Source organism: Kitasatospora misakiensis, from assembly GCF_042656005.1.
Taxonomy (GTDB): domain Bacteria; phylum Actinomycetota; class Actinomycetes; order Streptomycetales; family Streptomycetaceae; genus Kitasatospora; species Kitasatospora misakiensis.
Genome location: NZ_JBHSOF010000013.1, coordinates 100,265 through 115,006, shown reverse-complemented (window position 1 = coordinate 115,006; position 14,742 = coordinate 100,265). Strand labels below are relative to the sequence as shown.

Annotated in this window: 13 protein-coding genes; 7 read left to right on the top strand and 6 right to left on the bottom strand. The window is 73.7% G+C overall.

The annotated features are described in order from the left end of the window. Positions 1-35 precede the first annotated feature (35 nt). A complete protein-coding gene (locus ACFP3U_RS13190; protein WP_380225639.1) occupies positions 36-236 on the bottom strand; it encodes a hypothetical protein in 201 nt (66 codons plus the stop codon). A gap of 235 nt (positions 237-471) precedes the next feature. Between ACFP3U_RS13190 and ACFP3U_RS13185 the strand changes: the two genes are divergently transcribed. The 3 genes from ACFP3U_RS13185 to ACFP3U_RS13175 all read left to right on the top strand — a co-directional run bounded on the left by ACFP3U_RS13185 (position 472) and on the right by ACFP3U_RS13175 (position 6,143). Next, positions 472-2,301 (top strand): glycoside hydrolase family 15 protein, encoded by a 1,830-nt coding sequence (locus ACFP3U_RS13185; protein ID WP_380225638.1) that lies wholly within the window; start codon positions 472-474, stop codon positions 2,299-2,301. Between the two features lie 84 nt (positions 2,302-2,385). Then, on the top strand, positions 2,386-3,801 hold the full coding sequence (locus ACFP3U_RS13180) for an MFS transporter (RefSeq protein WP_380225637.1): 1,416 nt from the start codon (positions 2,386-2,388) through the stop codon (positions 3,799-3,801). A 209-nt stretch (positions 3,802-4,010) separates the two neighbouring features. Then, on the top strand, positions 4,011-6,143 hold the full coding sequence (locus tag ACFP3U_RS13175; protein WP_380225636.1) for a galactose-binding domain-containing protein: 2,133 nt from the start codon (positions 4,011-4,013) through the stop codon (positions 6,141-6,143). 98 nt (positions 6,144-6,241) lie between these two features. Here ACFP3U_RS13175 and ACFP3U_RS13170 read toward each other — a convergent pair whose 3' ends face one another. Both ACFP3U_RS13170 and ACFP3U_RS13165 read right to left on the bottom strand, forming a co-directional pair. Beyond that, on the bottom strand, positions 6,242-7,531 hold the full coding sequence (locus tag ACFP3U_RS13170; protein ID WP_380225635.1) for an MFS transporter: 1,290 nt from the start codon (positions 7,529-7,531) through the stop codon (positions 6,242-6,244). Continuing rightward, complete coding sequence (locus ACFP3U_RS13165; RefSeq protein ID WP_380225634.1) at positions 7,528-8,067, bottom strand: ArsR/SmtB family transcription factor; 540 nt, start codon at positions 8,065-8,067, stop codon at positions 7,528-7,530. The genes ACFP3U_RS13170 and ACFP3U_RS13165 overlap by 4 nt, the downstream gene beginning before the upstream one ends. Positions 8,068-8,249: 182 nt before the next feature. Between ACFP3U_RS13165 and ACFP3U_RS13160 the strand changes: the two genes are divergently transcribed. From ACFP3U_RS13160 to ACFP3U_RS13150, 3 genes are all read left to right on the top strand, one after another. After that, positions 8,250-8,717, top strand: coding sequence for a MarR family winged helix-turn-helix transcriptional regulator (locus tag ACFP3U_RS13160; RefSeq protein WP_380225633.1), 468 nt, complete (start codon positions 8,250-8,252; stop codon positions 8,715-8,717). Between the two features lie 220 nt (positions 8,718-8,937). Further along, on the top strand, positions 8,938-10,140 hold the full coding sequence (locus ACFP3U_RS13155) for an MFS transporter (RefSeq protein ID WP_380225632.1): 1,203 nt from the start codon (positions 8,938-8,940) through the stop codon (positions 10,138-10,140). Between the two features lie 33 nt (positions 10,141-10,173). After that, a complete protein-coding gene (locus ACFP3U_RS13150) occupies positions 10,174-10,632 on the top strand; it encodes a GlcG/HbpS family heme-binding protein (protein WP_380225631.1) in 459 nt (152 codons plus the stop codon). A gap of 78 nt (positions 10,633-10,710) precedes the next feature. On the opposite strand, the gene ACFP3U_RS13145 is transcribed toward ACFP3U_RS13150, so the two are convergent. Both ACFP3U_RS13145 and ACFP3U_RS13140 read right to left on the bottom strand, forming a co-directional pair. After that, positions 10,711-11,937 (bottom strand): FAD-dependent monooxygenase, encoded by a 1,227-nt coding sequence (locus ACFP3U_RS13145; RefSeq protein WP_380225630.1) that lies wholly within the window; start codon positions 11,935-11,937, stop codon positions 10,711-10,713. A gap of 204 nt (positions 11,938-12,141) precedes the next feature. Next, positions 12,142-12,876 (bottom strand): dienelactone hydrolase family protein, encoded by a 735-nt coding sequence (locus ACFP3U_RS13140; RefSeq protein ID WP_380225628.1) that lies wholly within the window; start codon positions 12,874-12,876, stop codon positions 12,142-12,144. A gap of 268 nt (positions 12,877-13,144) precedes the next feature. Here ACFP3U_RS13140 and ACFP3U_RS13135 point away from each other — a divergent pair, with 268 nt between their 5' ends. Further along, positions 13,145-14,176, top strand: coding sequence for a medium chain dehydrogenase/reductase family protein (locus ACFP3U_RS13135; protein WP_380225627.1), 1,032 nt, complete (start codon positions 13,145-13,147; stop codon positions 14,174-14,176). A 164-nt stretch (positions 14,177-14,340) separates the two neighbouring features. On the opposite strand, the gene ACFP3U_RS13130 is transcribed toward ACFP3U_RS13135, so the two are convergent. Continuing rightward, positions 14,341-14,718 carry a MerR family transcriptional regulator gene (locus tag ACFP3U_RS13130; protein ID WP_380225682.1) on the bottom strand — a complete coding sequence of 126 codons (378 nt, stop codon included), beginning with the start codon at positions 14,716-14,718 and terminating at the stop codon, positions 14,341-14,343. Between the last annotated feature and the right edge of the window lie 24 nt (positions 14,719-14,742).

Below are 14,742 nucleotides of genomic sequence, written 5' to 3'. Positions count from 1 at the left end.
CGCGGGGCCCGCTGAATCGTACTCGGGGGCGGTGCTCACTCGGGCAGCCGGCGCAGCTCCGTGACCGTCAGTCCGAGCGCCTGGAAGCGGTTCAGCAGCCCGTACAGGTGCGCCTCGTCGACGACGTCGCCGACCAGCACCGTCTGGTCCGGGACGACCGTACTCTCCAGCTCCGGGAAGCCCTCCCGGCGGGTCGTCTCCTGCAGCAGGCCGGACACCCGGATCTCGTAGCGCATGGGGCCGGCTCCCTTCGCCTCGGCGGTGACGTCCAGTCTCCCCGCCGTCGGGAAGGCGCCGCATCACCCCGGCGAGGTGACCTCCCGGGGCGCGGCGGCCGAGGCACCGAAGCCGGCCGGAGGGCGACGGCGGTCGGGCCGGGCCGTCACCCGGGCCGGGTGATCCGCCCGCCCGGCGGCGGTCCGTACGGTGGCGGCGCCGGCAGTTCCTCCGTAAGCCCGGGGAGCCCCCACCATGAGTCCGTACCCCCCGATCGCCGACCACGGTGTCATCGGCGACCTGCAGACCGCCGCCCTCGTCTCCACGGCCGGCGACATCGACTGGTGGTGCACCCCCCGGTTCGACTCCCCCAGCCTCTTCGCGGCCCTGCTGGACGACGCCGGGGGCGGCCGCTGCCGGCTCGCCGTCGACCGGGACGCCGTGCCCGAGGTCTCGGTGAAGCAGCTCTACCTCGCCGACACGGCGATCGTGGTCACCCGCTTCCTCTCCCCCGAGGGCGTGGCGGAGGTGGTCGACTTCATGCTGCCCGACACCTCGCCGACCCCGAGCGACCGGCACCGGATCGTCCGGGTCGCCCGGGTGGTCCGCGGCCGGGTACCGTTCGTCCTGGAGTGCCGGCCGCGCTTCGACTACGGCCGCGCCGAGCACACCCTCACCGTGCTCGACGACCGGGGCGTCCGCCTGCGGGGGCCCGGCCAGGACCTCTGTGTGCAGGCCACCGAGTCGCTCGTACTGCGCCCGGACGGCGCGGACGTGACCGCCCGGTTCACCCTGGAGGCGGGGCGGACGGCCACCGTCTGCCTGACCGCCCTGCCGTCCGGTGCCGAGCCGCCCGCGGCACCGGACGAGCGGGCGACCTGGGCCGCCTTCGAGGCCTGCCGGTCGTTCTGGTACGGGTGGCTCAAGTCGTCCAGCTACCGGGGGCGTTGGCGGCAGATCGTGGACCGCTCGGCGATCACGCTCAAGCTGCTCAGCTACCGCCCGACCGGCGCGCTGATCGCCGCCGCGACCATGGGCCTGCCCGAGCAGGTCGGCGGGGAGCGGAACTGGGACTACCGCTACACCTGGATCCGCGACGCCTCGCTCTCCGTGCACACCCTGATCGGCCTCGGCTTCCGGGAGGAGGCCCTCGCCTTCCGCCGCTGGGTGCGCGAGCGGATCGAGTCCGCCGGCGCCGAGCGGGACGGACTCCAGATCATGTACCGCGTGGACGGCGCGCCCCTGCTGGGCGAGGAGACGCTCCCGCACTGGGAGGGCTACCGGGGTTCCGCCCCCGTGCGGGTCGGCAACGCCGCCGCCGGCCAGCTCCAGTTGGACATCTACGGCGAGGCCGCGTACGCGTTCACGGCCGTCGACGGCGACATGGGCGCGCTGCGTGGCTGGGACGCGTTCCGCCGGATGGTCGACTGGCTGACCGAGCAGTGGGACCGCCCCGACGAGGGGATCTGGGAGACCCGCGGCGGACGCCAGGACTTCACCTACAGCCGGCTCATGTGCTGGGTGGCCTTCGACCGCGCCATCCGGCTGGCCCGCACCCACGCCCGCCCCGCGGACCTCGCCCGCTGGACCTCGGAACGCGACGACATCCTGCGGCAGATCGTCCAGCGCGGCTGGAACCCCGAGCGCCGGGCGTTCACCCAGCACTACCGCACCGAAGTGCTCGACGCCTCCCTGCTGCTGATGCCCAAGGTCGGCTTCCTCGCCCCCACCGACCCGGACTGGCTGTCCACCCTGGACGCGATGGAGCGCGAACTGGTCTGCGACAGCCTGGTCTACCGCTACGACCCGGCCGCCTCCCCCGACGGGCTGCGCGGCTCCGAGGGCACCTTCAACCTCTGCACCTTCCTCTACGTCGAGGCCATGGCCCGGGCCGGCCGGGTGGAGCGGGCCCGGTACGCCTTCGACAAGATGCTCACCTACGCCAACCACGTCGGCCTGTTCGCCGAGGAGATCGGCCCCTCGGGCGAGCAACTGGGCAACTTCCCCCAGGCGTTCACCCACCTCGCGCTGATCGACGCGGCCCTCGCGCTGGACGAGGAGCTCGACCGCCGGGGCGTCGCCTGACGTACCGCCGACCGGCCTGCGGAACGCGGGAGTTCGGAAAACGCGGGAGTTCGGAAATCGCGGGAGTAGGAAAGGAGCCCGGCCATGGCGTCACCCCGCCCGGGCGCGAGCGGACGGCGCGTGCTCGTGCCGCTCGCCCTGGCCCAGTTCATCTGCAGCTTCGCCGGCTCCAGCATGAACGTGATGATCAACGACATCAGCGAGGACCTCGACACCAGCGTCCAGGGCGTCCAGGTCGCCATCACCGTCTTCCTGCTGGTGATGGCCGCGCTGATGATCCCCGGGGGCAAGCTCACCGACCGCTGGGGCCGCAAGCGCTGCCTGATGCTGGGCCTCGCCGTCTACGGGGTCGGCGCCCTGCTCAGCGCGGCGGCCCCCGGGCTCGGCGTGCTCATCCTCGGCAACTCCGTCCTGGAGGGCGTCGGTACGGCCCTGCTGATCCCCCCTGTCTACATCCTGACCACGCTGCTGTTCACCGGAACCGCCGCCCGGGCCCGCGCGTTCGGCGCCATCATGGCGCTCGGCGGCATCGGCGCCGCCGCGGGCCCGCTCATCGGCGGCCTGCTGACCACCGCGATCGACTGGCGCGCCAACTTCGGCTTCCAGGTCGTGGTGGTGGCGGTGATCCTCTTCCTGACCCGCTCCCTGGAGGACCCGCTCCCGGCCGATCCCGGGCGGTCCTTCGACACCGTCGGCGCGGTGCTGTCCGCGGCCGGCCTGATCCTGCTGGTCACCGGCATCCTCGCCGCGGACAACAACGTCTGGCTGATGCTCGGCCTGCTGGCGGCCGGCGCCGCCGTGCTGGCCGGCTTCTTCGGGTGGATCCGCCGGCTCGAACGCGCGGGCCGCGAACCGCTGTTGGCCACCAGCCTGTTCCGCGACCGGACGGCCAACCTGGGCCTGGTCACCCAGAACGCCCAGTGGCTCGTCCTGATGGGCGTCTCGTTCACCGTCGGCGCGTACCTCCAGGTGGTCCGCGGCTACAGCGCGATCGCCACCGGCGGGGTCTTCACCGCCGCCACGCTCGGGCTGCTCGCCACCTCGCTCGCCGCCGAGCGGCTGGCGAAGCGGCGCTCCCAGCGCACCCTGATCGTCACCGGCTTCGCGACGACCACCGCCGGCATCGTCGTACTGCTCCTGCTGGTGCGCGCCGTCGACGACGTCTGGGCCTTCACCCCCGGGCTGCTGCTGATCGGCCTGGGCCTGGGCCTCATGCTCACCCCCTCGGTCAACGTCGTGCAGTCGGCCTTCCCCGACAGCCGGCAGGGCGAGATCTCCGGGCTCTCCCGCAGCGTCTCCAACCTCGGCTCCTCGCTGGGCACCGCCGTCGCCGGCACCATCCTGGTCTCCGAACTCACCCGCAACGGGTACGCCGCCGCCATGACCGCCCTCGCCGCCTTCGGCGTCGTCGGCCTCGGCGCGGCCCTGTTCCTGCCGCACGACCGTCCGGCCGCCGCGCCGCCGGACCGTCCGGCCACGGAGACCGCACCCGAACGCTGAGCCCGGTCGCTGAGCCCAGTCGCTGAGCCTGTTCTCGGAGCGAGGACTCAAGGGCGGGTTGTGCCACGCCTATTGACGATATTTCCAACAGTGGGGATTCTCGTCACACCGAGACGCGGGACATGACATCCGGCCCGGGCGGGACTCCGCGCCGCGGGCGGGCGTCGGCCGCGTCGTCCGCTCGCTCGCCCGTCCGAACTGGGGTGCCCATGAGCCGACTCCCCCACGCACGTCTCCCCCACGCACAGCGCTCCCCCGCCGCCGGCGTTCACCTCGTCCGCCGCCCCGCCCGCCGCCCCGCCCGCCGCCGGATCGCCACCCTGGTCGCCGCGCTGCTCGCCCTGGTCGGCGCCGCGCTCGCCGCACCGGCCCACGGGGCCGCCGGGGCGAACTGGTGGGACCCGGTCGCCCGCCCCGCGCCCGACGCGCGGATCGGCGTCACCGGCGCGCCCTTCACCGGCACCGACGCCCAGGGCCGGGTCCGCGGCTTCGTCGACGCGCACGACCACATCATGGCCAACGAGGGCTTCGGCGGCCGCCTCATCTGCGGCAAGGCCTTCTCCGAGGCCGGCATCGAGGACGCCCTCAAGGACTGTCCGGAGCACTACCCCGACGGGTCGCTCGCCATCTTCGACCTCATCACCAAGGGCGGCGACGGCAAGCACGACCCGGTCGGCTGGCCCACCTTCGCCGACTGGCCCGCCCACGACTCGCTGACCCACCAGCAGAACTACTACGCCTGGATCGAGCGCGCCTGGCGCGGCGGCGAGCGGGTGCTCGTCAACGACCTGGTGACCAACGGCGTGATCTGCTCGGTCTACTTCTTCAAGGACCGCAGCTGTGACGAGATGACCGCCATCCGGCTGGAGGCGCAGAAGTCCTACGACCTCCAGGCGTACATCGACACGATGTACGGCGGGCCCGGCAAGGGCTGGTTCCGGATCGTCACCGACAGCGCGCAGGCCCGCGAGGTGGTCCGCCAGGGCAAGCTGGCCGTGGTGCTCGGCGTGGAGACCTCCGAACCCTTCGGCTGCAAGCAGGTCCTGGACATCGCCCAGTGCGGCCGCGCGGACATCGACCGCGGCCTCGACGAGCTGTACGGGCTCGGCGTGCGCAGCATGTTCCTCTGCCACAAGTTCGACAACGCGCTGTGCGGCGTCCGGTTCGACGAGGGCGCGCTCGGCGTGGCCATCAACGCCGGCCAGTTCCTGTCGACCGGCACCTTCTGGCAGACCGAGAAGTGCGCCGGCCCGCAGCACGACAATCCGATCGGCCTCACCCCCACCCCGGCCTCCGTGCAGGAACGGTTGCCCCAGGGGGTGACGGTCCCCTCGTACGCCGGGGACGCCCAGTGCAACACCCGCGGGCTCACCGAACTCGGCGAGTACGCGCTGCGCGGCATGATGCGGCGCGGCATGATGCTGGAGCTCGACCACATGAGCGTCAAGGCGGCCGGGCGCGCCCTGGACGTCATGGAGTCGCAGTCCTACCCGGGCGCCGTCTCCTCGCACAGCTGGATGGACCTCGGCTGGACGGAGCGGGTCTACAAGCTCGGCGGCTTCGTCGCCCAGTACATGAACGGCGCGCAGGCGTTCAGCGACGAGGCGAAGCGCACCGACGCGCTGCGCGACAAGTACGGCGTCGGCTACGGCTACGGCACCGACATGAACGGGGTGGGCGGCTGGCCCGGCCCGCGCGGCGCCGACACCGCCAACCCGGTGCGCTACCCGTTCCGCACCGCCGACGGCGGCTCCCTGGTCGACCGCCCCACCACCGGCAGCCGCACCTGGGACATCAACACCGACGGCGCCGCGCACTACGGCCTGGTGCCGGACTGGCTGGAGGACATCCGGCAGGTCGGCGGGCAGGACGTGGTGGACGACCTGTTCCGGGGCGCGGAGTCCTACCTCACCACCTGGGGCGCCTCGGAGCGGCACCGGGCCGCGGTGAACCTCACCGGCGGCTCCACCGCCGCCGCGAGCTCCGCCGAGTGGAACCCGTTCGTCAGCTACGCCCCCGACCGGGCGATCGACGGCAGCTCCGCCAGCCGCTGGGCCAGCGACTGGAGCGACGACCAGTGGCTGCGGGTCGACCTGCCCGCCACCACCCTGGTCTCCCGGGTCACCCTGGACTGGGAACGCGCCTACGCCAGGGCCTACCGGATCGAGGTCTCCACCGACGGCACCACCTGGCACACCGTCTGGTCCACCACCACCGGCGACGGCGGCCTGGACACCGCCCAGTTCCCCGGCGTCCCGGCACGCCACGTCCGCGTCCACGGCGAGCAGCGCGCCACCTCCTGGGGCTACTCGCTGTACGACGTCGGCGTCTACCGGGCCTGACCTGCGGCGGACCTGCCCGGAACGGCCTTCGCCGGCCGTCCCGGGCGGGTCCGGGCGGAGCCGGCCTGGCCGAGCGCGACCGTCCGACGCGGCAGGCGTCACACCAGGTCGGGTTCGCGCTCCAGGACGGGGTGCTCCCGGACGGGCTCCTCGGCTGCCAGGGCGGCGGCGCGCAGTGCCGCTTCGACTCGGCGGTTGCTGGTCATCGATGCCGTGACGGCCGTCATCGCCAGGAGGAGGCCGGCGGCGGCGTAGAGCGGTGTGCGGATGTCGTAGGCGGTGGCCAACCAGCCGCCGAGGAAGGCCCCGGCGGGGGCGGCGCACATGGCGAGCATGCGGGAGGTGGAGGCGACCCGGCCCATCAGGTGGGCCGGGACGATCGCCTGCCGGAGGGAGGGGCCGAGCACCATCGTGGCGCCCATGCCCGCGCCGCAGACGGCGAGCGCCAGCCCGGCGGCGTACGGGTTCGGGGCGGCGGCCAGGCCCAGGATGGCGAGGCCCTCGACGGCGGCCGTGCAGGTCAGCGCGGTGCCGGTGCCGAGTCGTCGGCCGAGGTGGGAGGCGATGCCCGAACCGAGCAGGCCGCCGGTGGCCTCTGCCGCGAGGAGCAGGCCGAAGCCGTAGGTGTCGACGCCGAGGCGGTCGTGCGCGAAGAGCGCGAGGACGGTCTCCACGGCGAGGAAGGCGACGTTGCCGACCGCCGGGCGGAGCGCCAGCCCGAGCAGCAGGCGGTCCCGGAAGACGTACGAGGCCCCGGCCCGCGCCTGCCGGAGCAGCGACTCGCGGGCCTCCGGCACCGGCCGGGGCATAGCGGGCAGCGACCGTACGAGCACGGCGGAGAGCAGGAACGACACCGCGTCGGCGAGCAGCGGAACCGCCCGCCCGAGCGCGAGCAGCGCACTGCCCGCGGGCGGCCCCGCGAAGCCGGACATGGCGGTCTGGGCGCCGCGCAGGCGGGAGTTGGCGCGCTCCAGGAGTGCGGGGTCGCGGCGGAGCAGCTCCGGCAGGTAGGCCGTGGCGGCCGTGTCGAAGAAGAGTCCGCCGAGGCCGAGCAGGAAGCCGACGGCCGCGAGCAGCGGAACGCTCAGCAGGTCGAGCGCGGCCGCCGCCGCGGGTATCGCGAGCAGCACCGCGCGTGCCGCGTCCGCGACCCACATCGTGCGCCGGCGGTCCCAGCGGTCCACCAGCGCGCCGCCGAGCACCCCGAAGAGCAGCCACGGCAGCGTTCCGGCGGCGGCGACGACGGCGAGCGCCATCGGATCCCGCGTCAGCGTCAGCGCGATCAGCGGCAGCGCGGCGTGCGACACCCCGTCACCGAGCGAGGAGACCGTCTGCGCGGTCCACAGCCGTCCGAAGCCGGTCGGCAGCTTTCGAACGTCCTCGGTCACTTGGCGTCCCCTTCGGCCTGGTCGCGGCGGGCCGGGTGGAACAGGGCGAAGACGAGCGAGGCGTCCGGCAGCGACGGGTCGGACAGCTCCCGGTACTCGTCCGCCAGGGCCTGCAAGCGCGCCCCCAGCTCCGCGAACTGCTCGTCGGTGAGCCGCAGGTGCGCCATCCGGACGTGCCGCTCGCCGTCCGCCGGCGATGCCTCCAGGTCCGCCACCGCGTGCCGCATCAGCACATCAGGCCCGCCCTCGCCCGGATCCGGCAGCACGATCGACCGCGCGGCCATCGCGTAGTACCGCTCGGTGACCCCGCGCACCTTCCGCGTCCGGACCACCTTCACCAGGCCGGCGCGCTCCAGCAGCCGCACGTGGTAGCTGGAACTCCCCTTCGCCAGGCCGACCCGTTCGGCGATCTGCGTGATCGTCGCCGGCTCGAAGCGGAGCACGGCCATGATCCGGTGACGCGTGAGGTTGGAGACGGCGCGCAGTTGCTCGTCCGTGGTGACGTGGAACGTCTCGGGAAGATCATCGGTGGGCATGCGAGTAATGGTCAATGATTCTTGACCATTGCGCAAGGGGGTTCCGCGAAGGGCTCCGCGAGGGGCTCCGCGAGGGGCTCCGCGAGGAGAGATGTTTGTGCATGCGTATTAACGGCTTGCGCCGATAGTCCGCCGGTCGCCTACCCTGGAGGCAGTCACGTTCGAAAGGAGGCCGGATCTCGATGACCGCCACGGATCCCGCGCTCACCGCCCTGGCCAGCGGCTGGGGCGCCCTGTCCGTCCTGCACGGCAGGATCGAGACGCACATCGAACGCGCCCTGCAGTCCGGGCACGGCCTGAGCGTGCGCGAGTACTCGCTGCTCGACGTGCTCAGCCGGCAGCACGACGGCGAGGGCGGCCACCTGCAGATGAAGCAGGTCGCCGACGCGGTGGTGCTCAGCCAGAGCGCCACGACCCGACTGGTCACCCGCCTGGAGGACCGCGGCCTGCTGGCCCGCTACCTGTGCCCGACCGACCGTCGCGGCATCTACACCAATGTCACCGAGGCGGGGCTGACCCTGCTGGCGGAGGCGCGCCCGACCAACAACGCCGCCCTGCGCGAGGCGCTCGACGCGGCCGCGCGCAACCCCGAGCTGGCCTCCCTGGTGGAGGCCGTCGAGGCGGTGGACGCCCCCGCGCGCCGCGGGTAGCCGCCCGCCCCCGTTCCGCCACCCCCTCTCGACCGGTTCCAGCACTGCGCTGGGGCCGGTCTTCTGCATGGGCCGCCGAGCAGACTCCGCCGGCACACCCGGTGCTGTCGCCGACATCAGGAGGGCAGAGACAGTCCGCGCTTGCATGTATCGCGCGTCTGCAACTATTGTGAAGGCACGCAAGGAGCTCACTCAAGCAACCACGGAAGGGCCGAGCCCAATGCCTCTCGCACTTCTCGCGCTGGCCGTCGGCGCCTTCGGCATCGGCACCACCGAATTCGTGATCATGGGCCTGCTGCCCGAGATCGCCGCCGACTACGGCGTCTCCATCCCCACCGCGGGCCTGCTGGTCACCGGCTACGCCCTCGGCGTGGTCGTCGGCGCGCCACTGCTGACCGTGCTCGGCACCCGGATCGGCCGCAAGCAGATGCTGATGCTGCTGATGGGCCTGTTCGTGCTCGGCAACCTGCTCTCGGCCGTCGCCCCGAGCCTCGGAGTGATGCTGGCCGGCCGCGTGGTCGCCTCGCTCGCCCACGGCGCGTTCTTCGGCATCGGCGCCGTCGTCGCCGCCGACCTGGTCGCCCCCGACCGCAAGGCCGGCGCCATCGCCACCATGTTCACCGGGCTGACCGTCGCCAACGTCGTCGGCGTCCCGCTGGGCACCTCCATCGGCCAGGCCGTCGGCTGGCGCACCACCTTCGCCATCGTCGCCGGGCTCGGCGTCGTCGGACTGCTCGGCATCGCCAGGCTCGTCCCCGCCCTGCCCCGCGCCGAGGGCGCCCACCTGCGCCGGGAGCTGACCGCGTTCCGCAACCCCCAGGTGCTGCTCGCGATGGCGATGACCGTCCTCGGCTTCGGCGGCGTGTTCGCCGCGATCACCTACATCGCCCCGATGATGACCCACGTCGCCGGCTACTCGGACGGCGCGGTCACCTGGCTGCTGGTGCTGTTCGGCATCGGCATGTTCCTCGGCAACCTGCTCGGCGGCCGGTTCGCCGACCGGCGGCTGATGCCGCTGCTCTACATCACCCTCGGCGGCCTCGCCGTGGTGCTCGCCGTGTTCACCCTCACCGCGCACCACAAGGTGCTCGCCGCCGTCACCGTCGTCCTCGTCGGGGCGCTCGGCTTCGCGACCGTCCCCCCGCTGCAGAAGCGGGTGCTGGACCAGGCGCACGGCGCGCCCACCCTGGCCTCGGCCGTGAACATCGGCGCCTTCAACCTCGGCAACGCGCTGGCCGCCTGGCTCGGCGGCATGGTGATCTCCGCCGGTCTCGGCTACACCGCGCCCAACTGGGTCGGTGCCGCGCTCGCCGCCGCGGCCCTCGTCCTCGCGCTGTGGTCGGCCGCCCTGGAGCGCCGCACGTCCGCCACCCCGGCGGTCGGCGGCGTCACGGTCGCCGCGCCGGTGCCCGCCCACCACTGACCGATCCCCCCTCCTACCGAAAGCATCGCCACCATGACCAGCACCACCGCCAGCCCGCGCAGCACCGTCACCCCGCGCAGCACCGTCACCCCGCTCACCACCGCCGACGCCGAGACCCTGGTCGGCGCCGCCCGCGCCGCCGCCGAGGCGGCCGGGGTCGCGGTCAGCGTCACCGTCCTCGACGCCGGGGGCCACCTGCTCGCCTTCCGCCGCGACGACCGGGCGGTCCTCATCTCGGGCGAGACCAGCACCCGCAAGGCCTACACCGCACTCCAGCTGGACGCCCCGACCGCCGACCTGGTCGAGCTGGTCAAGCCCGACGGGCCGTTCCACTCGCTGCCGACCGCGCTCGACCGGCCGCTGCTGTTCATCGGCGGAGGAGTCCCCGTCCACCGCGACGGCCGGCTGATCGGCGCCCTCGGCATCGGCGGCGGCGCCCCCGAGCAGGACCACTCCTTCGCCACCGCGGCCCTGGGAGAACTCGCCGGCTGACTGGCGCCGTGGCCCCGGCCCGCCGAACGGCGGACCGGGGCCACGGGCGTCGCCTCAGTACGGAGGACCGACGGACGGTCAGTAGTCCGGCAGGTCGAAGGCCGTGGCGGCGCGGTAGACCTCCTCCAGCTCCGGACCGTAGGCGGCGTCGATACCGCCGAAGCCCTCCGGACCGTCCGCGCCCTCGGCGTCCTCGGGGTCCGGGCGCTTCGCGGTCAGTTCGAGGAGCGCCTGGTTGGCGGCCACGTGGTCGCGCAGCCGCCGCTCGTACGCCGGGTAGGCGACCCGGTGGTCGCCGTCCGCCCGGTGGAGTTCGCCGGCCAGGACGTACGACGCCGTCAGGGCCACGCTGGTGCCCTGCCCGGTGAGCGGCGAGCAGCAGTAGCCGGCGTCGCCGAGCAGCACGACCCGGTCGTGCGACCAGCGGTCCATCCGGATCTGGGCGACCACGTCGTAGTGGAACACCTCGGTGTCGTCCAGGGCCGCCAGGAAGCCCGGCACCTCCCAGCGCAGGCCTGCGGCGCGTTCGGCGACCAGGCGGCGCTGCGCGGCGAGGTCGCGCGGCAGCATGGACTCGACGGGCTCGTCGGAGGTGAAGCCGACGAAGACCCGAAGTTCGGTGTTGTCCCGGACGGTCATCGCCAGGCACATCCGGTCCGCCGCGTCCCCGGGGCGGTGGATGACCTGCCAGCGGTCCAGCCCCAGGTGGTTGGGGACGCTCCAGCCGGCCACGTAGGTGCCGATGGCGTGCAGGTAGTCCCGTTCCGGGCCGAAGACCAGGCGCCGGGTGCCGGAGTGCAGGCCGTCCGCGCCCACGACGAGGTCGAAGGAGCGCTCCTCGCCGTCGCGGAACCGGACCTGCACCCCGTCCTCGTACTGCACCAGGGTGTCGATCGCGTCGTCGAAGCGGTACTCGACGCCGGATCCGGCCGCCTCGGTGAGCAGGACGGCGAGTTCGTCGCGCAGGATCTCCACGTCCGGGCCGTCGACGGGGCCGCCGCTGGCCGTCCACTCGGTGGAGCGGCTGAGCTCCCGGCCGTCCCCGTCGACCACGGACATCCCGCGCAGGCCGGTCCGCCGCGCCCGCACCTCCGTCAACAGGCCCATGCGGTCGACGACTTCGAGGGCGTTGCCGCGGACGTCCACGGCCTGGCCGCCCCCGCGCAGCGACGGCGCGCGCTCGACGACGGTGACGCGGAAGCCGTACCGGTTGAGCCAGTACGCGAGGGCGGTGCCGGCGATCCCCGCGCCGGAGATCAGGACCGAGGTGGAGCGCGAGTGCCGCGGTCGGGTGGTGTTCGCCATGGTGGGCCTCCCCTGTGGTTCGTGTGTTGCCACGCACCACACTCCCGCCGCCCACCGTCGCCGCGCCGACAGCGCACCGGTGGGACGCCGGCAGCACTGTCGGCGCACCGGCAGCTCTCTGACAGATCGTCGGCAGACCGTCGGCAGACGGCGGCTCGGCAGACGGCGCGGCCGGTCCCGGGCAGTCGGGGTCAGGCGGTCGGGTCAGCCGAGGTGGCGGGCGAAGAACCGCAGGGTGCTGTCCAGCTCGAAGGCCGGGACGTCGGCGTGCCGGCCGGGGTTGGCGTGCAGGGTCTTCTCCGCCGAGGCGAACGCCTCGAAGAGGGCGAGGCTCGCCCCGCGCGGTACGCGCTCGTCGTCCCACTGCACCAGGAACTGCACCGGGACGGTGATCCGACCGGCCTCCTCGGCGGAGGCCAGCGCCCCGCCCAGGCCCAGGACCGCCGCGCGGACGCGGGGTTCGGCGGCGACGAACGGCACGCCGAGCCCACAGCCCAGCGAGATTCCCCAGTAGCCCACCGGCCCGGCGCCGACGTGGTCGAGCCGCTGGACGGCGTCCAGGACGGCCCGCCACTCGGGGACGGTGCGCCGGGCCACCATGGCGTGGAACTCGGCGAGCAGCGGCGCCGGGTCCGCGCCCGCCGCGATCCGCGCCTGGTTGGCGGTCGCGAGGGCGTGGTACTCCGGCTCGAGTGGCCGGTCGCCGTGGCCGGGGACGTCCGGCGCGACCACCGCGAATCCGCACTCGGCCACGAGGCGGCGGGCGAGGGCCAGGACGGCGGGGGCCTTCTTGTGCTCACCGCCGCCGTGTCCCAGCAGGATCAGCGGGCGGGGGCCGGTGGCGGGAGCGTCCGGCGTCCACAGCGCGCCGGGCGTGTCGCCCAGGACGAAGAGCTGCTCACGGATGCCGTCGGACGAGGTCTCAGAAGTGAAGCGCATGACGGGTCGAGCCTTTCGGGATGCCTGGTGCGGGCAGCCCTCAAGCCATGCGAGGGAGGGGTGCCCGACATGTCACAGCGTTGATCGGTCCCACCTCCTCCGGTCGTCGTGGTGCACGGCAGGCGCGAAGGTATCACGGCCGCTCTGACCTGCGCCTCGCCGGTCGGAGTTAGAGAGTCTCACGATCGCTCTTGACGCTCACGGCGCGATGGAGTTATAACTTCTAACGGAAGCGAGTCCATCTAGTCAAAGAAACGAGGACGCGATCATGGGTGACGAGCGTCTGCTCCAGGTCGTACTGCCGGGCGTCGTGGCCCCGGAGGGGCTGGAGCTGCGGTACGGGACCGTGCCGGCGGCCGGCCGCGGCCGGATCGTGATCGCCGTCGAGGCGACCGGCGTCTCCTTCGCCGAGCAGCAGATGCGCCGCGGCCGGTACTACGACCAGCCGCCGTTCCCCTTCGTGCCCGGCTACGACCTGGTCGGCCGGGTGCTGTCCGTCGGCGAGGGCGTGGACCCGGGGCTGCTCGGGCAGCGGGTCGCCGCGCTGGTCAAGGTCGGCGGATGGGCCAGCCACGTGGTGCTCGACGCCGCCGACGCCGTGCCCGTGCCGGACGGCCTCACCCCGGCGGAGGCGGAGACCGTGGTGCTCAACGGCATCACCGCCTGGCAGATGCTGCACCGCCGGGCGCGGGTGCGCGCCGGCCAGACCGTCCTGGTGCACGGCGCGAGCGGCGGCGTCGGCTCCGTCCTCGTCCAGCTCGCCCGCGCGGCGGGCGTCCGGGTGATCGGCACCGCCTCCGCCCGGCACCACGACGCCCTGCGGCAGCTCGGCGTCGAACCGGTCGACTACCGCGCCGACGACGTGCCGGCCCTGGTCCGGGAGCTGGCGCCCAGCGGGGTGCACGCGGTGTTCGACCACGTCGGCGGGCGCAGCGTGATCGACTCCTGGCGACTCCTCGCCCCCGGCGGCACGCTGATCGCCTACGGCAGCGCCTCCACCCGGGACGACACCGGCTCCAAGCAGTGGCCCGTGCTGAAGATCGTCGCCCGCACCTGGCTCTGGAACGCCCTGCCCAACGGGCGCCGGGCCCACTTCTACAACATCTGGGCCGGCAAGGGGCTGGGCAAGGACCGCTTCCGCGCCCGGCTGCGGAGCGACCTCTCCGAGGTCTTCGGCGCCGTCGGCCGCGGCGAGGTCACCGCCCGGGTCGCCGCCGAACTCCCGCTCGACCGCGCGGCGGAGGCCCTGCGCCTCGCGGAGTCCGGCACGGTCGGCGGCAAGATCGTCCTGACGCCCTGACGGCCTCGCGCCCTCGCGCCCTCGCGTCCTCGCGTCCGCTGGAGTCCGGGCCCGGTGGGCCCGGAGCCCCGTACGTCAGGCGAGGCTCCTCTCCAGGGCGGCGAGGTAGCTGCACATGAAGTGGTCGCGCAGGCCGTCACCGGCGGGTGCGAAGGCGTCCGCCGTCAGGCCCCGGTCGCGGTGTGCCGGGCCAGGCCCTCGCGCAACCGGGTGAGGCGGGCGATCTCCGCGTCCAGGGCGGCGAGCCGCTGTTCGACCACCGGGGCGAAGGTTTCCGGCCCGACCTCGCCGGTGGTCGCGCAGCTGCGCGGAGGATCCTCGGCGAGCAGGTCCAGCCGGTGCGACCGGCTCGCGAGGTCGTCCACGGTGAGGCCGAGCGCCAGCAGGGCGCGGATCACCCGCACCCTGGTGACCGCCTCCGGCCCGTACTCGCGCTGGCCGGAGGCCGTCCGGGTGGGCGGTGGGAGCAGGCCCCGCTGTTCGTAGAAGCGCAGCGCCCGGGGTGTGGTGCCGGCGGCCGCCGCCGCGTCCCCGATCCTCATCCTGTCCGTCATCGGCCCCTCCAC